Source organism: Azospirillum sp. HJ39 (genome assembly GCF_041507355.1).
Taxonomy (GTDB): domain Bacteria; phylum Pseudomonadota; class Alphaproteobacteria; order Azospirillales; family Azospirillaceae; genus Azospirillum; species Azospirillum thiophilum.
In genome coordinates this window covers 409,789-435,531 of sequence record NZ_CP167912.1, presented here as the reverse complement: position 1 = coordinate 435,531, position 25,743 = coordinate 409,789, and the positions used below count along the sequence as shown (strand labels likewise).

At 67.5% G+C, this 25,743-nt stretch carries 22 protein-coding genes; 8 read left to right on the top strand and 14 right to left on the bottom strand.

Features of this window, described 5'->3' with window-relative positions:
• Window positions 1-3: 3 nt before the first annotated feature.
• The 3 genes from ABMY26_RS29540 to ABMY26_RS29530 all read right to left on the bottom strand — a co-directional run bounded on the left by ABMY26_RS29540 (window position 4) and on the right by ABMY26_RS29530 (window position 3,738).
• Window positions 4-927, bottom strand: coding sequence for an ABC transporter permease subunit (locus ABMY26_RS29540; RefSeq protein ID WP_372399076.1), 924 nt, complete (start codon window positions 925-927; stop codon window positions 4-6).
• Between the two features lie 9 nt (window positions 928-936).
• On the bottom strand, window positions 937-1,947 hold the full coding sequence (locus ABMY26_RS29535) for an ABC transporter permease subunit (RefSeq protein ID WP_372399074.1): 1,011 nt from the start codon (window positions 1,945-1,947) through the stop codon (window positions 937-939).
• 192 nt (window positions 1,948-2,139) lie between these two features.
• Window positions 2,140-3,738 carry an ABC transporter substrate-binding protein gene (locus ABMY26_RS29530; RefSeq protein ID WP_372399736.1) on the bottom strand — a complete coding sequence of 533 codons (1,599 nt, stop codon included), beginning with the start codon at window positions 3,736-3,738 and terminating at the stop codon, window positions 2,140-2,142.
• Between the two features lie 361 nt (window positions 3,739-4,099).
• On the opposite strand from ABMY26_RS29530, the gene ABMY26_RS29525 reads away from it, so the two are divergent.
• A complete protein-coding gene (locus ABMY26_RS29525; protein WP_372399735.1) occupies window positions 4,100-5,050 on the top strand; it encodes a DMT family transporter in 951 nt (316 codons plus the stop codon).
• A gap of 99 nt (window positions 5,051-5,149) precedes the next feature.
• Window positions 5,150-6,016: a ChbG/HpnK family deacetylase gene (locus ABMY26_RS29520; RefSeq protein WP_372399734.1), complete on the top strand. Its 867-nt coding sequence runs from the start codon at window positions 5,150-5,152 to the stop codon at window positions 6,014-6,016.
• Window positions 6,017-6,031: 15 nt separating this feature from the next.
• On the opposite strand, the gene ABMY26_RS29515 is transcribed toward ABMY26_RS29520, so the two are convergent.
• Complete coding sequence (locus tag ABMY26_RS29515; protein ID WP_372399733.1) at window positions 6,032-7,678, bottom strand: AMP-binding protein; 1,647 nt, start codon at window positions 7,676-7,678, stop codon at window positions 6,032-6,034.
• A gap of 352 nt (window positions 7,679-8,030) precedes the next feature.
• A complete protein-coding gene (locus tag ABMY26_RS29510) occupies window positions 8,031-8,537 on the bottom strand; it encodes a hypothetical protein (RefSeq protein WP_045584122.1) in 507 nt (168 codons plus the stop codon).
• A gap of 876 nt (window positions 8,538-9,413) precedes the next feature.
• Here ABMY26_RS29510 and ABMY26_RS29505 point away from each other — a divergent pair.
• Window positions 9,414-10,217 carry a response regulator gene (locus tag ABMY26_RS29505; RefSeq protein WP_372399732.1) on the top strand — a complete coding sequence of 268 codons (804 nt, stop codon included), beginning with the start codon at window positions 9,414-9,416 and terminating at the stop codon, window positions 10,215-10,217.
• A 190-nt stretch (window positions 10,218-10,407) separates the two neighbouring features.
• On the opposite strand, the gene purU is transcribed toward ABMY26_RS29505, so the two are convergent.
• Window positions 10,408-11,274 (bottom strand): formyltetrahydrofolate deformylase, encoded by an 867-nt coding sequence (purU, locus tag ABMY26_RS29500; RefSeq protein ID WP_045584124.1) that lies wholly within the window; start codon window positions 11,272-11,274, stop codon window positions 10,408-10,410.
• Window positions 11,275-11,478: 204 nt separating this feature from the next.
• Here purU and ABMY26_RS29495 point away from each other — a divergent pair, with 204 nt between their 5' ends.
• Window positions 11,479-11,865, top strand: a complete 387-nt coding sequence (locus ABMY26_RS29495) for a hypothetical protein (protein WP_060721737.1) — start codon at window positions 11,479-11,481, stop codon at window positions 11,863-11,865.
• Between the two features lie 171 nt (window positions 11,866-12,036).
• On the opposite strand, the gene ABMY26_RS29490 is transcribed toward ABMY26_RS29495, so the two are convergent.
• A complete protein-coding gene (locus tag ABMY26_RS29490; protein WP_372399731.1) occupies window positions 12,037-12,204 on the bottom strand; it encodes a hypothetical protein in 168 nt (55 codons plus the stop codon).
• A 257-nt stretch (window positions 12,205-12,461) separates the two neighbouring features.
• Between ABMY26_RS29490 and ABMY26_RS29485 the strand changes: the two genes are divergently transcribed.
• The 3 genes from ABMY26_RS29485 to ABMY26_RS29475 all read left to right on the top strand — a co-directional run bounded on the left by ABMY26_RS29485 (window position 12,462) and on the right by ABMY26_RS29475 (window position 15,603).
• Entirely contained in the window at window positions 12,462-13,304 is an 843-nt protein-coding gene (locus ABMY26_RS29485) for an N-acetylmuramoyl-L-alanine amidase (protein WP_372399730.1), read from the top strand.
• A gap of 208 nt (window positions 13,305-13,512) precedes the next feature.
• Complete coding sequence (locus ABMY26_RS29480) at window positions 13,513-14,109, top strand: BON domain-containing protein (RefSeq protein WP_372399729.1); 597 nt, start codon at window positions 13,513-13,515, stop codon at window positions 14,107-14,109.
• Between the two features lie 12 nt (window positions 14,110-14,121).
• On the top strand, window positions 14,122-15,603 hold the full coding sequence (locus ABMY26_RS29475; RefSeq protein ID WP_372399728.1) for a hypothetical protein: 1,482 nt from the start codon (window positions 14,122-14,124) through the stop codon (window positions 15,601-15,603).
• A 169-nt stretch (window positions 15,604-15,772) separates the two neighbouring features.
• On the opposite strand, the gene ABMY26_RS29470 is transcribed toward ABMY26_RS29475, so the two are convergent.
• From ABMY26_RS29470 to ABMY26_RS29440, 7 genes are all read right to left on the bottom strand, one after another.
• Window positions 15,773-16,783 (bottom strand): NAD(P)H-quinone oxidoreductase, encoded by a 1,011-nt coding sequence (locus ABMY26_RS29470; protein WP_372399727.1) that lies wholly within the window; start codon window positions 16,781-16,783, stop codon window positions 15,773-15,775.
• Window positions 16,784-17,184: 401 nt separating this feature from the next.
• On the bottom strand, window positions 17,185-18,150 hold the full coding sequence (locus ABMY26_RS29465) for an IclR family transcriptional regulator (RefSeq protein ID WP_372399726.1): 966 nt from the start codon (window positions 18,148-18,150) through the stop codon (window positions 17,185-17,187).
• A 121-nt stretch (window positions 18,151-18,271) separates the two neighbouring features.
• Complete coding sequence (gene sucD / locus ABMY26_RS29460; RefSeq protein WP_372399725.1) at window positions 18,272-19,162, bottom strand: succinate--CoA ligase subunit alpha; 891 nt, start codon at window positions 19,160-19,162, stop codon at window positions 18,272-18,274.
• Between the two features lies 1 nt (window position 19,163).
• Window positions 19,164-20,363 carry an ADP-forming succinate--CoA ligase subunit beta gene (gene sucC, locus ABMY26_RS29455; RefSeq protein WP_372399724.1) on the bottom strand — a complete coding sequence of 400 codons (1,200 nt, stop codon included), beginning with the start codon at window positions 20,361-20,363 and terminating at the stop codon, window positions 19,164-19,166.
• Between the two features lie 320 nt (window positions 20,364-20,683).
• On the bottom strand, window positions 20,684-21,958 hold the full coding sequence (gene frc / locus ABMY26_RS29450; RefSeq protein ID WP_372399723.1) for a formyl-CoA transferase: 1,275 nt from the start codon (window positions 21,956-21,958) through the stop codon (window positions 20,684-20,686).
• Window positions 21,959-22,021: 63 nt separating this feature from the next.
• The gene (gene oxc, locus ABMY26_RS29445) at window positions 22,022-23,785 is read right to left on the bottom strand and encodes an oxalyl-CoA decarboxylase (RefSeq protein ID WP_372399722.1); all 1,764 of its coding nucleotides are present in this window, start codon (window positions 23,783-23,785) and stop codon (window positions 22,022-22,024) included.
• 43 nt (window positions 23,786-23,828) lie between these two features.
• Window positions 23,829-24,497: a GntR family transcriptional regulator gene (locus tag ABMY26_RS29440; protein WP_372399721.1), complete on the bottom strand. Its 669-nt coding sequence runs from the start codon at window positions 24,495-24,497 to the stop codon at window positions 23,829-23,831.
• A 315-nt stretch (window positions 24,498-24,812) separates the two neighbouring features.
• Here ABMY26_RS29440 and ABMY26_RS29435 point away from each other — a divergent pair, with 315 nt between their 5' ends.
• Window positions 24,813-25,673, top strand: coding sequence for an IclR family transcriptional regulator (locus ABMY26_RS29435; protein WP_372399720.1), 861 nt, complete (start codon window positions 24,813-24,815; stop codon window positions 25,671-25,673).
• The last annotated feature ends 70 nt before the right edge of the window (window positions 25,674-25,743 follow it).

The window sequence follows — 25,743 nt, the reverse complement described above, 5'->3', positions numbered from 1 at the left end:
GGGTCAACGTTTCAGCTTGGGGTCGAGCGCGTCGCGAAGACCGTCGCCCAACAGGTTGAAGGCCAGCACGGTCACCAGGATGGCGACGCCGGGCCAGGTGACGACCCACGGCGCCCGCTGGAGGAACTGCAGCGACGAGGCCAGCATGGTGCCCCATTCGGGCGTCGGCGGCTGGGCGCCGAGCCCGAGGAAGCCCAGCGCGGCGGCGTCCAGGATGGCGGTGGAGAAGCCCAAGGTCGCCTGCACGATCAGCGGCGCCATGCAGTTCGGCAGCACCACGATCAGCATCAGGCGCAGCGGCCCGGCCCCGGCGACGCGCGAGGCGACGACATAGTCCTTGTTCACCTCCGCCAGCACGGCGGCGCGGGTCAGGCGGGCATAATGCGGGATCACCACCACCGACACCGCGAGCATGGCGTTCACCAGCCCCGGCCCGAGGATGGCGGCCACCACCACCGCCAGCAGCAGCGAGGGCAGCGCCAGCAGGATGTCCATGCCGCGCATGATCAGCACGTCGGCCATGCCGCCGAAGAAGCCGGCGACCAGCCCCAGGCCCAGCCCGACGGCCAGCGACAGGGTGACGACGATCAGGCCGATCATCATCGACAGCCGCGCGCCGTACATCAGGCGCGACAGCATGTCGCGGCCGATGTCGTCGGTGCCGAGGAGGTAGGTCCAGGTCCCGCCCTCCTGCCAGACCGGCGGGGTCAGGATGGCATCGCGGTACTGGATGTCGGGATCGTGGGGGGCGATGACGCCGGCGAAGACGGCGATGGCGGCGATCAGCAGGATCACCACCAGGCCGGCCAGCGCGCCCTTGTTCTGCCGGAAATGATACCAGAACTCGGCCAGCGGGTGCGGCGGACGCGATGCGGCGACCGTTTCGGGGGTGGCCGGCTCTGTCTTGGCGGAAAGTTCAGTGGACATGGTTCAGCCTCACCGCGCGTGACGGATGCGGGGATTGAGGACGCCGTAAAGCACGTCCACCAGAAGATTGACCAGGATGACCGAGGTGGCGATCAGCAGGACGCCGCCCTGCAGGGCCGGATAGTCGCGGCGGTTGATCGATTCGATCAGCCATTTGCCGACGCCCGGCCAGGAGAAGATGGTCTCGGTCAGGATGGCGCCGCCCAGCAGCGTGCCGACCTGCAGGCCGATGACGGTCACCACCGGGATCAGCGCGTTGCGCAGCGCATGCATGCCGATGACCCGGCCGCTGTCCAGCCCCTTGGCACGGGCTGTGCGGATGTAATCCTCGCCCAGCACCTCCAGCATCGCCGAGCGCGTCATGCGCGCCACCACCGCCAGCGGCACGGTGCCGAGCACGACGGTCGGCAGCACCAGATGGCCGAGCGCCGAGCGGAAGGCCTCGTATTCGCCGGCCATCAGCGTGTCGATCAGCATGAAGCCGGTCACCGGCTCGATATAATGGACCAGATCCAGGCGCCCCGACACCGGGGTCCAGCCCAGCCCGACCGAGAAGAACAGGATCAGCAGCAGGCCCCACCAGAAGATCGGCATCGAATAGCCGGTCAGGCTGGCGCCCATCACCCCATGGTCGAACAGCGATCCGCGCTTCACCGCCGCCAGGATGCCGGCCGGCAGCCCGATCAGCGTGGCGAACAGCATGGCGCACAGCGCCAGTTCCAGCGTCGCCGGGAACAGCGTCAGGAACTCGCTCAGCACCGAATTGTGGGTGATCAGCGACAGGCCGAAATCGCCGGACAGCACGTTGCCGACATAATCGAGGAACTGCTGCCACAGCGGGCGGTCGAGGCCCAGCTCGTGGCGGAGCACGGCCAGCCGTTCGGGCGCGATGCCCCGTTCGCCGACGCGCACCTCGATGGGGTCGCCGGGAACCAGCCGGATCAGGATGAAGGTCAGAAAGGTGATTCCGAGAAAGGTCGGAATCACCAAGCTCACCCGCGTCAGGATGAAGCGAAGCATCGAAGGGGACTCATTATTTTAAAACTGCGATAAAAACTGGAACGGAGCGCTGTCTGGACAACGCCCCGTTCCGCCGGGGGAACTCCCCCGTCCCGAACCCGCCCCAGCTCACGCCGGGACGGGACACTCATGCACCGGGAACGCACCGACGCCCGGCAGCGCGCCCCGGATCACGTCCGGATCACGCCAGGCTCACTTCAGGTCGACGCCTTCGAAGCGATGGATGCCGAACGGATCCATCTTGTAGCCGACGACATTCTTGGCGAGCCCCATGTAGACCACCGAATGGGCGATGGTGTACCAGGGCGCCTCTTCCTTGAAGATGACCTGGGACTGTTCGTACAGCTTGGTGCGCGCGGCGATGTCGGTGGTGCGCTTGGCCTGGACGACGAGATCGTCGAACTCCTTGTTGCACCATTTGGACAGGTTGTTGCCGCCCGGACGCGCCGCCTCGCAGCCCAGCAGGGTGTAGAGGAAGTTGTCGGGATCGCCGTTGTCGCCGGTCCAGCCGAGCATGCCCATCTGGTGCTCGCCCTGCTGCATCCGCTTTCGGTATTCACCCCACTCGTACTGCACGATCTTCGCCTTGATGCCGACCTTTGCCAGATCGGCCTGCATCATCTCGGCGATGCGCTTGGCGTTGGGGTTGTAGGGACGCTGCACCGGCATCGCCCACAGATCGGTTTCGAAGCCGTTGGGATACCCGGCATCGGCCAGCAGCTTCTTCGCCCGCTCGATGTCGTAGGGATAATCCTCGATCGCGGTGTTGTACGACCACATGGTCGGCGGGATCGGGTTCTTGGCCGGGACGCCGGCGGCCTGGTAGACCGCGGAGACCATCGCCTTCTTGTCCATCGCCATGCTGACGGCACGGCGGACGCGCACGTCGTCGAACGGCTTCTTGGTGACGTTGAAGGAGACGTAGCCGACGTTCAGGCCTTCCTGCTCCTGCACGACGATCGAGCCGTCCTTCTTCATCGAGTCGATGTCGGCCGGATTCGGATAGGGCATGACCTGGCATTCGCCGGCCTTCAGCTTGGCCAGCCGGACCGCCGCGTCGGGCGTGATCGCGAAGACGAGGTTGTCGAGCGGCTGCTTGCCGCCCCAATACTGCTCGAACGCCTTGTAGCGGACGACGGCGTCCTTCTGATAGGCGACGAACTGGAAGGGACCGGTGCCGACCGGCACCTGGTCGATCTTCTCGGGCGTGCCCTTCTTCAGCAGCATCGCGCCGTATTCGGCCGACATGATCGGCGCGAACGGCATGGCGAGGTTGGCCAGGAACGGCGCCTCGACCGCGTTCAGCGTGAACCTGACCGTCAGGTCGTCCACCTTCTCGATCGACTTCAACAGCTTGGGCATCGCCATGTCGTTGAAGTAGTCGTAGGCGCCGCCGGAGATCTTGTGGAAGGGGCTGTCCTGCTTCCACTGGCGCTCGAACGAGAAGAGCACGTCGTCGGCATTGGCGTCGCGCGTCGGCTTGAAGTCGCCGACGCTGTGCCACTTGGCGCCGGCACGCAGCTTGAAGGTGTAGACCAGCCCGTCGTCGGAGATGGTCCAGGATTCCGCCAGGCCGGGAATGACCTTGGTTCCGCCATGCTCGAACTGGACGAGGTTGTTGTAGACCGGGAGAGCCACGTCGAAGCTGGTGCCGGTCGTATTCAACATCGGGTTGAAGTTTTCGGGGCTTCCCTCGGAGCAATAAACAAGGGTCTTCGCCGCCTGGGCCGGCGCCGACAGCGCCAGCGCCGCGGCCATACCAAGCCCGGCACCCAGCAGGATGCGCTTCATTCGTCTTGCCTCCCGATTTCGGTTGAGCGTAGAGAAAATTTGCCAGAACGCATTTGGAAATAGCGCCGTCATTTGGCGCGTGCCGATGGCCCCTGTCAACGCCTACATGCATACGTGGCTATACCGTAGCGCAGAGCATCTTTTGGCGCGCCGATCCGTTTGCAGGACGGCTTTTCGGTGCCGGAAAACGAAACAGTTGCAAAGCCAACCATCCGGTTGACCGAATCGGCAGCTTCCTGACCTTGCGAATCAGGACGCCGGACGGCTGCCATGCGCACCCGCCATGAAGGCCGCTGCCGGGCCGCATGCTAGGCTGGGTTGCAGCCTTTGCGGAACCACCCTTTCGGACACCGATCCAGCGATGCCGCTTCCCACATTGCCGCTTTCCCTGCGCTCCGGTCCGCTGGCCGCCTATGGCCTCTATCTGATCGGATCGGCGCTGATGGCCGCGAATCCGGTGATCGGCCGGGCAGTCGCGCATGTGGTGCCGCCGATCGGCATGGCCTTCTGGCGCTGGCTGGTCGCCTTCCTGATCGTCCTGCCCTTCGCCCTGCCCGGCCTGCTGGCCCATCGCCACCGGTTGAGGCGGCAGTGGCGGCATTACCTGCTGCTCGGCGTGCTGGGCCAGGGGATTTCCGGCGCCATCGTCTATTACGGGCTGGAGCGCACCAGCGCCACCAATGCCAGCCTGATCTACGCCACCAGCCCGGCGATGATCCTGGCGCTCGCCGCCGTCTGGCTGGGCGACGCCATCCGGCCCCGGCAGGTGATCGGGATTCTGCTGGCGATGGCCGGCGTGCTGGCGATCCTGACCCGCGGCGACGCCGAGGCGCTGCTGCACCTGTCCTTCAACGTCGGCGACCTGCTGGTGCTGGCCGGGGCGGTGTCCTGGTCGGTCTACACCATCCTGCTGCGGCAGTCGGGCACGCCCCTGCCGGTGGTCACCGCCTTCGCCGCCAACGCGTTCGCCGGAGTCCTGGTGCTGGCGCCCTTCTATGCCTGGGAGACGGTGGCGGTGCGGCCGGTCCCCGTCTCGGCCTCCACCATCCTGTCGATCGTCGCGGTCGCGCTGTTCGCCTCGGTCCTGGCGCTGCTCACCTACCAGAAGACCATCGCCATGATGGGCGCCGCGCGCGCCTCCACCGCGCTGTACGTGTCGCCGCTGTGGGCCGCACTCGCCTCCTGGCTGCTGCTGGCCGAGCCGTTGCAGGGCTTCCACCTGATCGGCGTGCTGCTGGTCCTGCCGGGGGTGACGCTGGCCACGCTGCCCGCCCGCAGGCCGGCGGCGGAGGCCGCGGCAGAAACCGCCTGACCGGGCGCCCGGCACGCGGTTCCCGCATGGCGCCGTCTTGATCGGAACCGCCGGCCGGGCCATGTTGGCCGACTCCATCGTGCCGGTGCGAATTCGCGAATGACCGAGACGTCCCCCACCCGACTTGTTCTCTGTGCCGACGATTACGGGCTGGCCCCCGGAGTCGATGCCGCCATCCGCGACCTGATCGCCGCCGGCCGGCTGACCGCGACGTCGGTCATGAGCCTCTGCCCGCACTGGCGCCCCGACGCGGCGGCGCTGCGCGAGCTGAAGGACAGGGCCGATGTCGGGCTGCACTTCACCCTGACCGACCAGCCGCCGCTGGGGCCGATGCCGCTCCTCGCCCCCGACGGGCGGTTGCCGCCGCTGGGGCGGCTGATGGGCTGGGCCTATCGCGGGAAACTGAACGGCGCCGCCGCCCGCGCCGAAATCCGCTCCGAACTGTCGCGCCAGCTCGACGCCTTCATCCAGTCCTGGGGCGGGCCGCCGGACCATATCGACGGCCACCAGCATGTGCACCAGCTGCCCGGAATCCGCGTGGCGGTGGTGGACGCGCTTGCCGCCCTGCCCGGCGTCTATGTCCGGCTGTGCGGCGAGCCGGTGGCCGCGGTCCTGCGGCGTGGCGTCGCGGTGCCGAAGACGCTGCTGATCGGCGGGCTCGGCGGTGGGCTGGCCCGCATGGCGCGGGCGCGCGGCATCCCGGCCAACGGCCGCTTCGCCGGAGTCTACGACTTCGCCGGCAAGCGTCCCTTCGCCGCGCTGATGCCGCGCTTCCTCGACGGGCTGGATGACGGAGCGGGCGGCCGTCCCCTGGTCATGGTCCACCCCGGCCTTCCCGACGCCGAGCTGCGCCGCGTCGACAGCCTGGTCGAGCCGCGGCGGGCGGAATACGACTATCTGCGCGGACCTGATTTCGCCGCCCTGCTGGAGCGGCGCAACATCCGGCTGAGCCGCTTCGCCCGGTAGAAGCCTTGGCCGGCCTTATCCGGCCTCGTCCGGCTGCCACGCCCGCCGGCGCAGCTTGAAGCGCTGGACCTTGCCGGTTTCCGTCCGCGGCAGGGAATCGAGGAACTCGATCGCCCGCGGGTACTTGTAGGGGGCGATGTGCTCCTTGACGTAGCTCTGGAGTTCCTCCGCCAGGCGCTCGTCGGGGTACAGCCCGTCGCGCAGCACGACGAACGCCTTGGGAATCGTCCCGCGCACGGGGTCGGGAGCGGCGATCACCGCGCATTCCTGCACCGCCTCGTGCGCCAGCAGGATGTTCTCGACCTCCAGCCCGGAGATCTTGTAGCCGGCCGAGACGATCAGGTCGTCGGTGCGGGCGTGATACCAGAAGAAGCCGTCCTCATCGACGTGGAAGGCGTCGCCGGTCAGGTTCCAGCCCTGCTGGACATAGCTTTCCTGCCGCGGGTCGTCGAGATAGAGGCAGCCCGTCGCGCCGCGCACCGCCAGCCGGCCGACCTGCCCCGGCGGCAGCTTGCGGAACTGGTCGTCGACCACCATCGCCTCGTAGCCCGGCACCGGCTTGCCGGTGGAGCCGGGACGGACGTCGCCGGGCACCGCATGCAGCACGGCGTTCAGCAGTTCGGTGGTGCCCAGGCTGTCGAGGATCTCCAGCCCGGTGGCGTCGCGCCAGCCCTCGAAGGTCTGCTGCGGCAGCGGCTCGCCGGCCGACACGCACAGCCGCAGGGAGCGCAGCCCGCCGGCCAGCGCCGGATCCGCGGCCATCCGGCCGATCATGCCGCGATAGACGGTGGGCACGGTGAACATCACCGTCGCCTTGTGCCGGGCCGCCGCCTCCAGCAGCCGGTCGGCGGTCCCGCGCTCCAGCAGGATGACCGAGGCGCCGATGCGCAGCGGGAACAGCAGCAGCCCGCCCAGCCCGTAGGCGAAGGCCAGGGTCGGCGAGCCGCAGAACACGTCGTCCGCCCGTGTCCCCAGCGCCGAGCGCGGCGACAGGTCGGCGATCGCCAGCAGGTGGCGGTGCAGATGGGCCGCCGCCTTGGGCGTGCCGGTGGTGCCGGAGGTGAAGGCGATCAGCGCCACGTCGTCGGCCGCGGTGTCGGCCGCCTCGAAGCCGGCTGGCTTGGTGGCGATGCGATGCTCCAGCTCGCCGTCGCGGAAGCCGACGATCCGCAGCGAGGGCAGCGCCGCCTCCTCCAGGTCGTCGAGGAAATGGGTGTCGCACAGCGCCATGTCGATCCGGGCGCGCGTCAGCACGTCGGCCAGCTCCGGCGCGCGCAGCAGCGGCATGGTCGGCACCAGCACGCCGCCGGCCTTGATCACCGCCAGCCAGCAGGCGGCCAGCATCGGGGTGTTCGGCCCGCGCAGCAGCACGCGGTTGCCGGTGACCAGCCCGTAATCCTCGGTCAGGACGCGGGCGATGCGGTCGACGGTGTCGCGCATCCGGCCATAGCTCCACACCGTCCCGTCGCCGCCGATCAGGCAGGGGCTGTCGTCCCGGCCGCGGCCGCGCCAGCCGTCGATCAGGGCGGAGACGGCGTTGAGGCGTTCGGGATACTGGAGTTCGGGACGGTCGAGAATCAGGTCGGGACGCTGCGGCGGGGCCGGCAGCCGGTCGCGGGTGAAACTGTCCAGATGTCCGGATCGTGCCCCGGCTGTCGTCATGCGCTGCGATGCCTCCCCCCGTTGCAGGACGGGAAGAGCGGGGCCGGCGTGATCGGTGGGCGGATTTGGCCGCCACACGCGCGGTTCAGACACGGCCATGCCATCGGCCGGCGCGAATGCGCAACCCTTCATCGGCAATGCTCCATTTCCCCCCGCAGAGGACGCATGACCACGCCTCCGTCTTATTTTTATGATCCGACTATAGTGCCGGGGAGCGCCTGCGAGCCATGCAACGAACGAATGGTTGGTGCACCATCAATCACCATTTCTGCCGGGGCAAGTGACTGAAAACGCCTGTCTTTCGTTGGTAAGACGCACGATTTGGAACGAAAGTATGGGGACCCCTGCCCCGTTACTGCCCGTTTTGCAGATACAGGTCGATCTCGCCCTGCTCCATCACATGGGCGGTGCCGTGGATGATGCCGTTGGCCACCTGGATGATGCGGTGGATCATGGCGACGGAGGTCTGGCAATCCAGTCGCAGCTTGTCCGGGTCGCCGCTGTCGATGTCGGTTCCGATCCGCTCCAGCGTGTGGGCGATCACCTGATGGGCCTGGACGATGGTGTCCTCGAAAGGCCGGCGGAATTTCGACGGCACATGCCCATAGGCCTCGATCGCCAGCTCCTTGTCGGAGAAGCCGCTGTCGCGGAAATGCTCGGCATAGCTCTTGGGCTGCCAGATGCGGCATTCCTCCAGCATGTCCGGCATGTCCGGGATCATCTCGATCAGCATCACGATTTCGTTGAAGTGATTGAGATAATCGGTGGCGAGCAGAGTCTTTTCGGAGATGTTCGTGCCGCGCACGCGCTCCCGCCACCGGCCATAGTCGGCCAGTTCATCCGGCGGGACGCCATCCATCAGGAACCGATCCAACTCTTGATCTTCCATGCGCAAACCCGGACCCGATGCGGCAATCGGCGCCAGCCCCGGACGGTTGGACCGGCAAGGGCCTGCCAGAGCCTTCCATGACCGACGACACGCTCCAACCGTGAGCCGATGTCCTTAACGTCGGATTAAGCGCGATGCAAGGGTCGGGCGCAGCCACCGAGGCAGATTTGCCCGAACATGGCCGGCCGGGCAGGCCGGCACCGCCGTTTTGGCCGGCCGGGCCGGAACTGCCGCTTCGCCGGCCGGGCCGGCACTGCCGCTTCGCCGGCCGGGCCGGCACTGCCGCTTCGCCGGCCTCCCGTCCGACCGCCCTCCGTCCGCACGCCGCCGCCGACCGGGTGGAAGAGGGTCATGCGGAAAGCCGGACAAGAAAATGCGCGCCGGCATGGGGGATAGCCGGCGCGCATGAGGATCGGGAACACTCGCCTCGCCCTCGCACAGTCATCGGCACAACCAATGGCCGGAGGGCAATGTCAGAGTAGGTTTGCAAGTATTTCCCAAGAGTTAAGAATGCCCTTCCGGCATCCCCTATGCCGGGATTGTCATAGGCCGGTCCTCGGCGGTCCGGAGGATGGTCCGGTCGACCCGCATACCACGCATAGAGAGTAATCCTTTATCGGTATCTCGAATAAATCTTTCGGGCTCACTCCCGTTGGGCCGTGACCTGCGCCATATGATTTGGACTGTTGCAGGTCCGAATGCGTCACTCTGCTGATCGAAGCAGCGTCGGCAACGTCGCGACCTTCGGCGGGACCGCCCGGCGCAGCGACCGCATCCGGAACCCCGGAGCGGCTTCGCCGGATGGAATGCCAGGAACACGCGCCGCAGAAAGGCACGGGGAGAGAGATGGAGCAGTACACCGGTCATTTCATGCAGCATTTGCCCTACCTGCGCCGTTACGCCCGGGCATTGACCGGGACGAACGGGCGTGGCGACGCCTTGGTGACCCGCACCCTGGAGTGGTATCTCGAGGCCGAAGAAGCGGAAACCGGACGGAACGGCGACCTGTCGCGCGGCGCGCTCTACCGCCATCTGAACGAGCTTCAGGACAAGGAAGGCGCCACTCCCGCGGTCGCCCCCTATCATCCGGTGGAATCCGCGCTGATGACGCTGGACGAGACCGACCGGCGGCTCTACCTGCTGGTCAACCTGGAGGACCTGCCGGTCGGCGATGCCGCCGCCGTCCTGGGCATCGCACCTGAAAATGCGATGGAGCGGCTGACCCATGCCCGCGAGCGTGTCCGCGCCCGCCTGACCGCCACCATCCTGATCGTCGAGGACGATGCGATCATCGCCTATGATCTGGCTGAGACGGTGCGCGGCATGGGCCACATCGTCTGCGGCAACGCGGCGACGATGGACGAGGCGCTGGCCCTGGCGGCCGAGCACCGGCCGACGCTGGCCCTGATGGACATCCGCCTGGCCGACGGCGACAACGGGCTGGAGGTGGCGCGCGAATTGCGGGCCCGCCGTTTCCTGCCGGTGATCTTCGTCACCGCCTTCCCCGACGACCTGGCCAAGCATGGGCTGGAGCATCTGGGGCCGGTGATTCCGAAGCCCTTCACCCGCGACCAGATCGAACAGGCGATCACGCGCGCGGTGTTCATGCCGCAGCCGGAAGACGCCCGCGAGACGGCGCAGCCCCATTGAGGGACGGCGCCGCGTCTCCGGCCGGCTGAAAACCCGGCCGGAGACGCTTGGGGGTTCGTGCGTTCAATATGAAACGCACGAAACTCCAGCCTTGTGTCCGGCGATCGGAGTCACGCTTCAAATCGATGCCGATCTTGCGCGATCCGTTCCTGCGCGGCAGGTTCGCCGGAAGACCCTCGGCGCAAGACCCTCAGCGGAAGACAACCGTCTTGCTGCCGTTCAGCAGCACGCGGTGCTCGACGTGGTAGCGCACGGCGCGGGCCAGCACGATGTTCTCGATGTCGCGCCCGATGGCCACCAGATCGTCGGGCGTCATCGTATGGTCGACGCGCTCGGCCTCCTGCTCGATGATCGGCCCCTCGTCGAGGTTGGAGGTGACATAGTGCGCGGTGGCGCCGATCAGCTTGACGCCACGGGCATGCGCCTGGTGATAGGGCTTGGCCCCCTTGAAGCTGGGCAGGAAGCTGTGATGGATGTTGATGACCCGCCCGGCCATCCGCTCGCACAGCGCACCCGACAGCACCTGCATGTAGCGGGCGAGCACCACGAGGTCGACCCGCTCCTCGTCGACGATCTCCAGCAGGCGGGCCTCCTGCTGCGCCTTGTTGTCGGACCCGACCGGCAGATGGTGGAACGGAATGTTGTGCCAGGCCGCGAGCTGGTAGAAATCGCGGTGGTTGGAGACGATGGCCGGGATTTCGATCGGCAGGTAACCGGTGCGGTAGCGGTACAGCAGGTCGTTCAGGCAATGGCCGAACTTCGACACCATGATCAGCACGCGCGGCCGGCGGCGGGCGTCGTGGATCTTCCAGGTCATGGCGAAGCGTTCCGCCACCTGGGCGGCGAACTCGGCCTCCAGCTGCGCCTTGGACGGCCCGCCGTCGCTGCCGTTGAAGCTGACGCGCATGAAGAACAGGCCGGAGATGCGGTCGCCGAACTGGGCACTGTCGATGATGTTGCAGCTCCGCTCCGCCAGGAAGCCGGACACCGCGAAGACGATGCCGACGGTGTCGGGGCAGGAAACGGTGAGGATATAGTCGGAGCCGGTCTCGGACATCGCGCATCCACCATGACGTACAGCATGAAAAGGGGGCTGCTTCCCTAGCACGAACGCCGCCATGTTGCACTTGCTTCATGAGCAGGTCCGGACATCAGGCGGCGCACGGTGCCCCGGCGGCCATACGCCGCGCTGGCGTCCGCCGTCCGGCGGTGCGACAATCGCCGGCAGCGGCAACGGTCGGCAAAAGCAGGGCAGGCTCCCATGGCATCCGGCGGCAAGGTCATCGGCGAATACACCAAGGGCAAGGTCGACAAGCTGCTGACGGCCGATGCGGCAGACAGCAGCCGCAGCCAGCGCATCCGCCATTTCCTGGAAAACATGGATGCCGCGATCCTGGAGGCCAATTGCGAGGTCATCGGGCGCGAGTTGCCCAACCTCAACCGGGACAGCTTCCTGCACATGGCCGTGCGGGTGGCGGAATTGCGCGCCGACTATATCCGCGCCGGCCTGAAACTGTCGGAATCGCGCCATCCCGACCAGACGGCGGTCGCCAACCTGGCCCGCCTGCGGGCCGCCTACGAGGAAATGCTGGCCGTCTACGAAGCGGCCGAGCGCGTGATCGAGCGGGGCTACGCCAAGCTCGGGTGACGGGCGTCCGGCCGGAAAACGGGAGCCTGAAACAAAAACCCCTCCTCCGCACGGTCGCAGAGAAGGGGGCATGACCATCCGGTCATATCCAATCCAGTGGCGAAATCAGTGGCGATGCCCGGCCGTCACGGGTCGGACCCCGCCGTCAGACGTCGCCGTCAGACGTCGCCGTCAGACTTCGTTGAAATGCTCCAACTCCCGGCGCAGGCTGGTCGCCTCCTGCTTCAGGCCGACGATCCGGCCGACGTCGGGCCTCGGCTGCTGCTCCTCGCGTTCGAGCTCGTCCTCGACCTCGCGCTGCTCTTGCCGGATGATGTTGAACAAGGCTTTTCTCAACATCGACACCTCCCGAGCTGATCGCTAAAATTTTAGCGCTTTTCCAATCGGTCATCAAGCAACCAATGACATTTGTCGAATCCTCGGCCGGTCAAGGCTGCCTGCATGGCAAAGCGCTCACAAATATTCAGGATTGGTAACCTGCCCGACCTTGACAATACTTTTTCGTAGCCGCATTGGTTAATGAATGAGGTAGGAAGATGGACGCCGCGATCTGACGTCGCGGCATGTCCACACTTTGCGGTACGGTGATTTCCGCCATGGATCGACGACAGCTGCTTGGGCTCGGGCTGAGCAAGCTTTGGTTAACGGCGCTCGGCACGGCCGGCCTCGCGCTGGCGCAGCCGTTCGGGTCCGGCACGGCCCTCGCCGGCCAGCGGCGGCCTGACCGCAAGCCGGTCGCCGCCCCGCCGGCGCGGGCACGGCTGGTGATGCTCGACCCCGGCCATGGCGGCAACGATCCCGGCGCCATCGGCACGCGCGGCACCTTCGAGAAGGACGTGACGCTGGACATCGCCCGCGGCGTCGCCCGGACGCTGGCGGAGCGGAATGGCGTGGCGGTGAAGCTGACGCGGCGCGACGACCGTTTCCTGGCGCTGGACGACCGGGTTGCCATGGCGCGCGAGGCCGGCGCCGACCTGTTCGTGTCGATCCACGCCGACAGCGCGCCCAATGCCGATGCCCGCGGCCTGTCTGCCTACATCCTGTCGGACAAGGCATCCGACGCCTTCGCCTCGCGCCTCGCCCAGCAGGAGAACCGGGCCGACCGATTCGGCAAGCCGGGGACGATGGGCGGCGGGCGGATCGTCAAGGACATCCTGCTCGACCTGACCGCCCGCCACACCCGCCATGCCTCGCTGGCCGCACGCCAGCTGCTGGTGGAGGGGGCGGGAAAGGAGCTGCGCCTGCTCGACAACCCGATGCGCGCGGCCAATTTCGCGGTCCTGAAGGCGCCGGACGTGCCGTCGGTGCTGGTCGAGACCGGCTTCCTCACCAACCCGAAGGACGAGGAGATCCTGCGCGACCCAACCGCGCGGCGGGTGGTCGCCCGCGTGCTGGCGCGCGAGATCGCCGCCGTGCTGTCCAGCCCAGCTTTCGCCTGATTCTGTCCCGAGACTGCGGGAGGCGCTGCGCCCGGAATCACTTCGCGACCGCAGCGACTGCAACATCCGTGCATCACATCGGGACAAAGTGACGATGACTGGCGAAGGCTCCGAATTTCCCCATTGCAAACTCCGTTCCGCCGTGACTTTTTCCGGCCGCGCGCCGCATCCGCAAGGCGCTGGCCGTGCAGGCGAAGGGAGGCACGCTGTGACCGGTTCGAGCCGCCTTGGGACACTGTTCGCGCTTGCCTGCGCCGGGGCCTCGCTCGCCGGCTGCGGCCCGCTGCTGCTCGGCACGGCCGGCGGCGCCGCGGTGGTCGCCACGCAGGAACGCGGCTTCGGCGGCTTCGTCAGCGATACCGAAATCCGCGCCCGCATCAATTCGCTGTGGCTCCAGCACTCGGTCGACATGACCAACCGGATCGGCCTGACCGTCGACCAGGGCCGCGTCCTGCTGACCGGCCGCGCCGCCGACCCGCAGATGCGGCTGGACGCGGTGCGGCTCGCCTGGCAGGCGCAGGGCGTCAAGGAAGTCATCAACGAAATCCAGATCGACAACGGGTCGAGCATCGTCGACAGCGCGCGCGACACCTGGATCTCGACCCAGATCCGCAGCCGCATCACCTTCGATGCGGCCATTCATAGCCAGAACTACAGCATCGATACCGTCGATGGCGTTGTTTATCTGATGGGCGTCGCCAGTTCACAGGAAGAGCTGGATCGCACGCTCCAGCACGCCCGCTCGGTCGCCAACGTCCAACGCGTCGTCAGCTACGTCCGCCTGCTCTCAAACCTCCAGGGTTGAAACCCGACCGCCATGGCCTCCGCCCTTCCCCGCGTCCTCGCCTTCATCCGCCGTGCCGCTGTGGCCGCCGCCCTGCTCGGGCCGGCGGCGCTCGCGGCCGGTCCCGTTCTGGCGCAGGATGGGGCCGTGCAGGGCGCGGCCATGCAGGATGCCGCGGTCCAGCGTGTGGTGGCCCAGGATGTTGCGGCCCCGGATGCTGCGGTGCAGGATGGTGGCGGGGGCGCGGATTCCCCGGCCGCCGGCACGCCGGGTCCGGCCAACCGCCTGTTCGTCCAGGCGCTCCAGCTGATCCGGCAGGCCGACAACACCTATGACGCCGCCGAGGAGTCCCGCCTGCTGAAGGAGGCGGACAAGCTGTTCAACGAGATCGTGACGAAATTCCCCGACAGCCCGCTGGCGGTGCAGCTCGTCACCAACCAGTTCGTCGGCGACTTCGACTTCTACGAATTCCGCTCGCGCATCCGCGCGCTGGTCTGCAACGACGCGCTGAGCAGCCTGTGCTTCCTCCACCGCGTCGGCGAGATGCTGCCGCCGGTGGAAACGCCGATCAACGCGGCGCGCTGGGACTGGCTGTCGCTGGCCGTCGCCTACCAGCAGCTGGGCGACAGCGGCCGCGCCAGGGAGATCATGGCGCCCTTCGTCAGCGTGGTGCGCCGCGGCGGCGCCGCCGACAGCTCGGGCCAGGATCTGTTCGTCGCCCGCGCCCTGTCGCTGATGGGACAGACCCAGCTGGCGCTCGACATCACGCGGCAGATCAACGACTGCTCGACCCGCATCTACAACCTCGCCGACATCGCCAAGGCGGCGGCCTGGCGCGGCGACGGCGCGCTGACCGGCGCGCTCGCCGACGAGGCCAAATCCTATGCCTCCAGCCACAATTGCGCCTGGGAGCTGGGGCTGGTCGCCCAGACGCTGCTGCGCGCCGGCAAGGAGGCCCAGGCCCGCACCCTGTTCCTGAACACGGTCGAGACGCAGTTCTCGAAGTTCAAGGAAACCCGCGGCGACTGCTGTCCGCCGGAGCTGGCGGTGGCGGCGGCCGACATCGGCGACGCGAAGCTGGCGCTCGGCCTGCTCAGCACCGTGCAGGACGAGAATCCCTGGACGATCCCGGCGGTGCTGGGCCGGCTGGCCAAGCGCGGCGAGATGGTCATGGCGGTCGCCTATGCCGAGCAGGTGGCCGACATCGACACCCGCGGCGAAGCCTATGCCGAGCTGGTCGAGGCGGCGATGAAACGCGGCGAGCCGGCCACCGCCAACGACCTGATGAACCGCCTGAACAAGCTGGTGGACGACGCCGCCGGCCGCCGCCCCGGCCTGCTGGCGCAGAAGGCCAAGGCGGAGAAGACCTTCTACAACGACGACCGCTGGCGCCGCAGCTTCCAGTCGGCGATCAACGCGGCGGAGAAGGCCAGCAACTTCGTCCGCCGCGACATCGGCGCCCCGCTGCTGGCCGCCTTGGTCCGCATCGAAACCGGCCTGCCGATGCTGGATTGAGGGGAAGGAAGCCCTCTCCCGCCCCGGGAGAGGGAGGGGACCCGCGCCGAAGGCGTGGGGAGGGTGAGGGGTGACCGGAGAATCCCGAACCGCATGGCTCCTTGGATTGCCCCTCACCCTTCCCACTTCGTGGGCCCCTTCCCTCTCCCGGGGCGGGAGAGGGAGCTATTCACCCCACCGCCAGCACGATCTTGCCGACATGCCGGTTGCTCTCCATCAGCCGGTGGGCGTCGGCGGCCCGTTCCAGCGGGAAGACCTCGTGGACGACCGGCCTGACCCGCCCTTCGGCGATCAGCGGCCAGACGCGGGCCTTGAGCTGCTCGGCCACCGCCTGCTTGTAGGCGACCGGCCTCGCCCGCAGGGTGGAGCCGGTCAGGACCAGCCGCTTGGTCATCACGGGGAAGAAATTCACCGTTGCCGTCGCGCCGCGGACGAAGCCGATGCAGACATAGCGGCCCTCGACCGCCAGCGCGTCGATGCTGCGGGCCACATAATCGCCGCCGACGATGTCGAGCACCACATTCACGCCCAGACCGCCGGTCGCCTCCTTGACCACCGCGACGAAATCCTCCTCGCCGTAATCGATGGCGCGCTCGGCCCCCAGCTCGACGCAGGCGCGGCATTTGTCGGCGCCGCGGGCGGTGGCGAAGACACGCGCGCCGAAGGCGACGCCAAGCTGGATCGCCGTGGTGCCGATGCCCGACGTGCCGCCATGGACCAGCAGCGTCTCGCCGGGCTGGAGGGCGCCGCGCTCGAACACGTTCGACCAGACGGTGAAGGCGGTCTCGGGCAGGGCCGCCGCCTCGGCCATCGACAGGCCGGCGGGAACCGGCAGGCATTGGGCGGCCGGGACCACGCAGAACCCGGCATAGCCGCCGCCGGCCAGCAGGGCGCAGACCGGATCGCCGACCGCCCAGCCCACCACACCCTCGCCCAGCGCGTCGATCGTGCCGGCGACCTCCAGCCCGGGAATGTCGGTGACGCCCGGCGGCGGGTTGTACTTGCCGAGCCGCTGGAGCACGTCGGGGCGGTTGACCCCGGCCGCCTGGACGGCGATGCGGACCTCGCCCGGCGCCGGGTCCGGAACCGGGCGGCGCACCGGGACCAGCACCTCCGGCTTGCCCGGCTGGCTCACCTCGACCGCCGTCATGGTTCTGGATTCGGCCCTATGTTCGGCCATGTCTGAACACTCCCCTGCCCTGTTGCGTCGATGGGTATGGGGGGCACTGTGTCGCCGCCGGAGCGCGGGCGGCAACGCGCGGCCGGATCCGATTTCACCCTGCGGAAAACAAAAAAATGGCCGTGCTGCACACAGCACGGCCAGTCTCCGAGAGAAGCGCGAACATGCAAAACAACACATCCGCCCGATGAGAAAGGAACGCCTTTCCCGAGACAGACAATCGCACCGATCCGGCCGGCACGCCCGAGAAAATCGCAGGTTTTCCACCCCGCGGAAACAGTATCGCGGCCGAGAAAAAGGCCGCGTTCCATGCGGAACGCGGCCCAGTTGCGCCAGGGAGGAAATGCCGACGGGCACCACCTGCCGTCAGCTCTTGGCGTTCATTGTCCGTATGGAGCGGGTCAGTTGGGAACGGGCACGCGCCCGCCCAGTTCCTGCGTCACCGCCGCGGCGGCACGCTTGACCATCTCGCCCAGGGCGCGCAGCCGCTCGTCCTCGATGCGCCGGCTGGAGCCGGACAGCGACAGGGCGCCCATCACACGGGAATTCTCGTCGAAGATCGGGGCGGCGACGCAGCGCATGCCCGACACCCGCTCCTCCTGGTCCAGCGCATAGCCGCGCGTCCGCACCAGCGACAGGTCGCGATACAGCGCCGGCAGCGACGACAGGGTGCTGCGGGTGAACTGGCGCATGCCGCGCTGGGTCACGATGGTCTGCACCTTGGTCTCGGTCATGCCGGCCAGCAGGGCCTTGCCGACGGCGGAGCAGTGCAGCAGCGTGCGGTCGGCCTGCGGCACCGCGACCTGCGCGGCGCGCGGGCCGCCGACGCGGGCCAGATACAGCGCCTCGCCATTCTCCTCGACCGCCAGATTGACGATCTCGCTGCTCTCCTCCATCAGGCGGCGCATGCGGGGACGGGCGACGTCGACCAGATTGCGGGTCTTCAGGAAATTGGCGCCGGTCATGTAGGCCTGGACGCCGATCACCCAGCCGCGCGCGCTCTGGTCGAAGCGGACGTAGCGCTCGTACTGCAGGGTCGTCAGCAGGCGGTGGGTGGTGGAAGGCGACAGGGTCGCGGCCTCCGCCAGTTCGGTCAGGGTCATCGGCCCGTCGCTGGCGCCGAGGATCGTCAGGATGTTCAGCGCGCGGCACAGCGACTGCACGACCTGGCCGCGCTCGGCCTTGGCCTCGCTCTTGCCGTTGTCGTTCTTGACCCGCGGCGTCTCGATGATCGCGGTCTTGATGATCGCCGCGGCGCCCTCGCTAGGGTCGTCGTGGATGATGCGGCGGGCCATCGTGCCGGCCTTCATGCCGCTGGCGGTCATGCTGTTGGGCTTCATGCTGCTGGTTTGGGCTTGCGCTTTCATGTCCCATCTCCCTCGGGGTCCGGCGCGTTGCCTGCGCCTGTCTGTTGCGGCTGATGGCGTGAGTGACAGAAGCTTGCTGGCACCGCGGGACCGTCGCGGACGGCGGCCCCGCGGCTTCTCCTCAACCCTTGAAGATCGACTGCATGGTGGAACCAAGGCTGGCCGGGCTGTCGGCGACGGCGATGCCGACCGACTTCATGAAGTCGATCTTGAAGTCGGCGGTGTCGTTGCCGCCGGAGATCACCGCGCCGGCATGGCCCATGCGGCGGCCCGGAGGAGCCGTGCGGCCGGCGATGAAGCCGACGACCGGCTTCTTCGTGCCCGACGCCTTGATGAACTCGGCGCCGCGGACTTCGGCGTCGCCGCCGATCTCGCCGATCATGATGATGCCCTCGGTCTCCGGGTCCTTCACGAACAGCTCCAGGCTGTCGACGAAGTTGGTGCCGTTGACCGGGTCGCCGCCGATGCCGATGCAGGTGGTCTGTCCCAGGCCGGCCGCCGTGGTCTGCGCGACGGCCTCGTAGGTCAGCGTGCCCGAGCGGGACACGATGCCGATCTTGCCGCGCTTGTGGATGTGGCCCGGCATGATGCCGATCTTGCACTCGTCCGGCGTGATGATGCCGGGGCAGTTCGGCCCGATCAGGCGGGTGCCAACTCCATTTTTATTGGAGCCGTCGAGCGCGCGCTTGACGCGGACCATGTCCAGCACCGGGATGCCCTCGGTGATGCAGACCACCAGCGGGATCCCGGCGTCGATGGCCTCCAGGATCGCGTCGGCCGCGAAGGGCGGCGGCACGTAGATCACGGACGCGTTAGCGCCGGTCTTCTCGACGGCTTCCGACACGGTGTCGAAGATCGGCAGGTCGAGGTGCTTGGCGCCGCCCTTGCCCGGCGTCACGCCGCCGACCATCCTGGTGCCGTAGGCGATGGCCTGCTCGGAGTGGAAGGTGCCCTGGGCTCCGGTGAAGCCCTGGCAGATCACCTTCGTGTTCTTGTCGACGAGAACAGCCATGTCACGCGGCCTCCTTCTTCACGGCGGCGACGATCTTCCTGGCTGCGTCGTCCAGATTGTCGGCGGACAGGATCGGCAGGCCGGACTCGGCCAGGATCTGCTTGCCGAGCGCCACGTTGGTGCCCTCCAGCCGCACCACCAGCGGCACATGCAGCTTCACGTCGCGGGCCGCGGCGACCACGCCCTCGGCGATCACGTCGCAGCGCATGATGCCGCCGAAGATGTTGACCAGGATGCCTTCGACCGCGCTGTCGGACAGGATCAGCTTGAAGGCCGCGGTGACGCGCTCCTTGGTGGCGCCGCCGCCGACGTCGAGGAAGTTGGCCGGCTCGGCACCGTACAGCTTGATGATGTCCATCGTCGCCATGGCGAGGCCGGCGCCGTTGACCATGCAGCCGATGTTGCCGTCGAGCTTGACGTAGTTCAGCTCATGCTTCGCCGCCTCGATCTCCGCCGGGTCCTCCTCGGCCTCGTCGCGCAATGCCGCGACGTCCTTGTGGCGGAACAGAGCGTTGTCGTCGAAGCTCATCTTGGCGTCGAGCGCCAGGATGTCGCCCGCACCGGTGACGATCAGCGGGTTGATCTCGACGATGGCGCAGTCGAGATCCACGAAGGCCTTGTAGGCGGCCTGGATGAACTTGGCGGCGGCAGCGACCTGCTTGCCTTCCAGGCCGAGCGCGAAGGCGACCTTGCGGGTGTGGTGGCCCTGGATGCCGGTGGCCGGGTCGACCGCGACCTTGACGATCTTCTCCGGCGTGTTGTGGGCGACCTCCTCGATCTCCATGCCGCCTTCGGTCGAGGCGATGATGGTGACGCGGCCGGTGCCGCGGTCGGTCAGCAGGCCGAGATACAGCTCGCGCCTGATGTCGGCGCCTTCCTCGACATAGAGGCGCTTGACCTCGCGGCCCGCCGGGCCGGTCTGCTTGGTCACGAGAACGTGGTTCAGCATCTCGGCGGCGTTGGAGGCGACCTCCTCGACCGACTTGACGACGCGGACGCCGCCCTTGCCGTTCGGATTGTCCTTGAAGCGGCCGGCGCCGCGGCCGCCGGCATGGATCTGCGACTTCACCACCCAGACCGGACCGCCCAGCTCGCGGGCGACCGAGTCAGCCTCTTCCGGGGTGAAGGCCACGCCGCCGCGCGGAACGGCGACGCCGTACCCCCGCAGCAGATCCTTGGCCTGATATTCGTGAATGTTCATGGTTTGCGTCTCTGAATTTGTCTTTTGGAGGCCGCGGGGAGCCGGGAATGCTTCGGCTGACGGGCGGCGGATTTTTAAAAGTCCGGGCTTCGGCTCTCGCGCGACCGGGAAGGGGACGGCCGGGGAGAGGGGAAGCGGGGGTGTTTCAAAAAGCCGTAGGCGTATGAATTGTCAGGTGCTGGCCCCCTCCCCGACCCTCCCCCGCTTCGCGGGAGAGGGAGTAGGCATCGGAGTGGCGGCAGTCCCCTCTCCCACGATCGGACCGGCCTTCGGCCGGCCGAGGGTGGGGGAGGGTTAGGGAGGGGGCATCGGAGCGGAACCTACTCCGCGGCCAGCCGCTCGACGGCGCCGACGGCGCCGCTGTCGCGGATGTCCAGGATCTCGCGCTCGCCGAAGCCCAGAACCTCGCGCAGGATCTCGTCGGTGTGCTCGCCCAGCAGGGGGGAGCGGGTGACCTCCGTCGGGCTGTCGGACAGCTTGATCGGGTTGCCCACCGTCAGGTAGCTGCCGCGGGTCGGGTGCTCCACCTCCACCAGCGTGCCGGTGGCGTAGAGCGACTTGTCCTCGGCGATCTCCTTCATCGACAGGATGGGGCCGCAGGGGATGTCGTACTTGTTGAGGATGTCCATGACCTCGAACTTGGTCAGGGTCTTGGTCCACTCCTCGACGGTCGCGAAGATGCTCATCAGCCGCGGCAGGCGGGCCGCCGGGGTGGCGTAGTCGGGATCGGCGATCCACTCCTCCTTGCCGATGACCTTGCAGATCGACTTCCAGACCGGCGCCTGGGCGATGAAGTAGATGTAGGCGTTGGAGTCATGCTCCCAGCCCTTGCACTTCAGGATCCAACCCGGCTGGCCGCCGCCCGACGCGTTGCCGGCGCGCGGCACCGTGTCGCCGAACTCGCCGTTGGGGTATTGCGGGTATTCCTTCATCGGCCCGTGGGCCAGGCGCTGCTGGTCGCGCAGCTTGACGCGGCACAGGTTCAGCACGGCGTCCTGCATGGCGGCCAGCACCTTCTGGCCCCGGCCGGTCGTCTTGCGCTGGTAGAGCGCGGTGACGATGCCGAGCGCCAGATGCAGGCCGGTGCCGCTGTCGCCGATCTGGGCACCGGTGACCATCGGCGGGCCGTCGTCGAAGCCGGTGGTCGAGGCGGCGCCGCCCGCGCATTGGGCGACGTTCTCGTACACCTTGCAGTTCTCGAACGGCCCGGGCCCGAAGCCCTTGACCGACGCGACGATCATCGCGGGGTTCAGCTCCTGGATGCGTTCCCAGGTGAACCCCATGCGATCGAGCACGCCGGGGGCGAAGTTTTCGACCATCACGTCACAGGACCTGATCAGCGCCTCCAGCACCTCCTTGCCCTTGGGCGTCTTGGTGTCGAGGGTGATCGACCGCTTGTTGTGGTTCAGCATGGTGAAATACAGGCTGTCGGCGTCCGGCAGGTCGCGCAGCTGGCTGCGGGTGATGTCACCCTCGCCCGGCCGCTCCACCTTGATGACGTCGGCGCCGAACCAGGCGAGCAACTGGGTGCAGGTCGGTCCCGACTGCACATGCGTGAAGTCGAGAATCCGCACGCCCTGAAGTGCCTTGCCCATGTATCTCTCCCCCTGCTTTTCAAAGTCGTGATGGTCGGCCTGGATTTATGGGGCCGTCTTTTCTTAGGACGGCATCTTCCGGACCGAGCTGGTCGGGTTCAGGCTGCCGATGTTGCCGCTTTCGGTGCCGGCCGCCGGATCGATGACGGCGTTGACCAGGGTCGGACGGCCGCTGTCCATCGCCTCGCTGACGGCGCGGTACAGCTCGTCCGGGTTGGTGACGTGGACGCCGACGCCGCCGAAGGCCTCCATCATCTTGTCGTAGCGCGAGCCGGGGACGAAGACCATCGGCGACGGGTCGGCCCCGCCGGTCGGGTTGACGTCGGTCCCGCGATAGATGCCGTTGTTGTTGAAGATGACGATGCAGACCGGCAGGTTGTAGCGGCAGATCGTCTCCACCTCCATGCCGGAGAAGCCGAAGGCGCTGTCGCCCTCCACCGCCAGAACCGGCTTGCCGCTCTCCACCGCGGCGGCGACGGCGTAGCCCATGCCGACGCCCATGACGCCCCAGGTGCCGACGTCCAGCCGCTTGCGCGGCTCGTACATGTCGATGATGCCGCGGGCGAGGTCGAGGGTGTTGGCGCCCTCATTGACCAGCATGGCGTCCGGCCGCTCCTTGACGATCCGGCGAAGAGCGCCGAGCGCACCGTGGAAGTTCATCGGCGACGCGTTGCTCATCAGCTTCGGCGCCATCTTGGCGACGTTCTGCTCACGCTTGGCGGCGACGGTGGCCATCCAGTCGGTCGGCGGGGTCAGCCCGCCCTCGATGCCCTTCAGCAGCACTTCCATCACCGAGGCGATGTCGCCGACCAGCGGGGCATGGATTTCGACGTTGCTGTCCATCTCCCGCGGCTCGATGTCGACCTGGATGAATTTCTTGGAGCCGGGCTTGCCCCAGGTCTTGCCCTTGCCGTGCGACAGCAGCCAGTTCAGCCGCGCGCCGACCAGCATGACCACGTCGGCCTCCTGCAGCACCAGCGAGCGCGCCGCGCCGGCCGACTGCGGATGGGTGTCGGGCAGCAGGCCCTTGGCCATGCTCATCTGCAGGAAGGGGATGCCGCTCTTCTCGACGAAGGAGCGGATCGTCTCGTCGGCCTGGGCGTAGGCAGCCCCCTTGCCGAAGATGACCAGCGGGCGCTTGGCGCCCTTCAGCAGGTCGAGGGCGCGGCTCACCGCCTCGGTGGACGGGTATTGCGCCGGGGTCGGATCGACCACCTTGACCAGCGACTTGGCGCCTTCGGCGGCGTCCATCACCTGCGAGAACAGCTTGGCCGGCAGGTCGAGATAGACGCCGCCCGGACGGCCCGACACCGCGGCGCGGATGGCACGCGCCACGCCGATGCCGATGTCCTGGGCGTGCAGGATGCGGAAGGCGGCCTTGCACAGCGGCTTGGCGATGGCCAGCTGGTCCATCTCCTCATAGTCGCCCTGCTGGAGATCGACGACCTCGCGCTCCGACGAGCCGCTGATCAGGATCATCGGGAAGCAGTTGGTGGTGGCGTTCGCAAGCGCGGTCAGGCCGTTCAGGAAGCCCGGCGCCGAGACGGTCATGCAGACGCCCGGCTTCTTGGTCATGAAGCCGGCGATGGCGGCGGCATTGCCGGCATTCTGTTCGTGGCGGAACGAGACGACCCGCATGCCCTCGGCCTGCGCCATGCGCAGCAGGTCGGAGATCGGAATACCGGGGACGACATACAGGTTCTCGATGTCGTTGAGCTTGAGCGCGTCGATGACGAGCTGGAAGCCGTCGGTCAGCGCCGGCGCGTCTTCGACAACAGATGCTTCCGTGGCCTGGTTCTTAGTGATCGTTGCAGCCGCAGTAGACATATGGGTGACTCCTCCCCGAGGCTCCAAAAAGGTTCAAGATCGGTTAGTCGAGGAAGGCGCAATGCCGTTCCACGTACTGTGCGAGACCGAGCGTGTGTTCGCGCACGCGGCGTTCCGCGAGATCGGCATCGCGGGCGGCCAGCGCCTCGATGATGTCCCGATGCTCGTGGATGGACTGGTCGGCACGGTCGCCGATGCCCATCGTCGCGCGGCGGATCGCACGCATATGGATGAAGAAGCGGTCGGTCAGGTCCGAGATCAGGGTGGACCCCGAAGCCTGGACGATGCTCTGATGGAAGACGATGTTGGCGTCCGAATATTCGGCGACATGCTCCGCCAGTTCGGCCTTGGTGTATTTGTCGAACGCGGCGTGCAGGAGTTCCAGCTTGTCGGTGGTGGCGTTCTCGACGAACAGGCGGGCCGCCATGCCTTCCAGGGCGGCACACACCGTGATCATCTCCACCAGTTCGGCCTTCGTCTTGCGCACCACGAAGATCCCGCGCCGCGGTTGGGAGCGGATGAACCCCTCCTGTTCCAGCAGCGCCATCGCCTCACGCACCGGGGTGCGGCTGACACCCAACGCTTCGCACAGACGGCGTTCGTCCAACCTGATTTCGCTGCTCTGGCCGTAGATGTTCATCTGCGTGATCGCCTGTCGCAACGCCTGGTAGGCCTTCGCCTTGAAGCTCATCCCCTGCTCGAGGGGTTCCACACTGAATCTTTCTCGGTTCATCACGGTTCCGACCCTTTGCGCGCCGACGCCGGCGGCGCCGCTTGTTGTCGTGAGCGTTGCTTGTGCGAGCGTTCCGATGATCGCCCGTGCCCTTCGTTGTGAGTGGCGCGTCGTTTTTGAATTATCGATACGGTATACCAGATGCCAGACGCCCGCAAGACCAATTGCGGGAACTCCAAACTATTTCTGTCGCAGACGGAGTTGAGCGGGCTCTCGTTCGATTCATCTGGTCAATGAGCGATAATCGCCCTATTTTGACGGTCAAACGACCGTTCACCGGGAAGGAGCCCGCGCATGGCCGAAGCCGGCACCAGGACGACGCCCGCCGCCGCAGCAGCAACCGTCGCAGCAACCGCCGTGACGGCAGGCGGGGCGGCGGAAGAGGCGTCCGATCCGAATTTCATGACCTCGCTGGCCCGCGGCCTGTCGGTGATTCGCGCCTTCACCGAGCGCGAGCCGAACCTGACCATCGCCGACATCGCCAAGACCACCGGCCTGCCGCGGGCGGCGGCGCGGCGCTGCCTGCTGACGCTGATGCAGCTGGGCTATGCCGGGTCGGACGGCCGCAGCTTCTATCTGAAGCCGAAGATCCTGGCGCTGGGCTATTCCTTCCTGTCGTCGGCGCCGCTGGCGACGATCCTCGACCCGCTGATCGAGCAGGTCAGCGGCGCCGTGCAGGAATCCTGTTCCGCCGCGGTGCTGGACGAGGACGAACTGGTCTATATCGCCCGTGCGGCGACCAAGCGGATCATGTCGGTCGGGCTGAATGTCGGCAGCCGGCTGCCCGCCTACTGCACGTCGATGGGCCGGGTCCTGCTGGCGGCGCTGCCCGAGGCCGAACTGGACGCCTATCTGGCGCGGGTGCCGCTGAGACCCTATACCGAGCGCACCATCACCGCCGCCGACGCCCTGAAACGCGAGCTGGAGCGGGTGCGCGAGCGCGGTTTCTCGCTGGTCGACCAGGAGCTGGAGCTTGGCCTGCGGTCCATCGCGGTGCCGATCCGCACCGCCGCCGGCGGCGTGGTCGCGTCGATGAACGTCAGCGCCCAGGCCGCCCGCGTCACCTGCCCGGAGATGGAGCTGCAGTTCCTGCCCCGCCTGACCAAGGCGGCGGAGGAGGCGCGGGTGCTGCTGGTCCGGGCGCGCGGAATTTGATGGGATGCCGGCGGGCCGGCCGCCGGCCGCCCGCGGATCGCCCTGTCTTCATCGCCAGGCCTTCATCGCC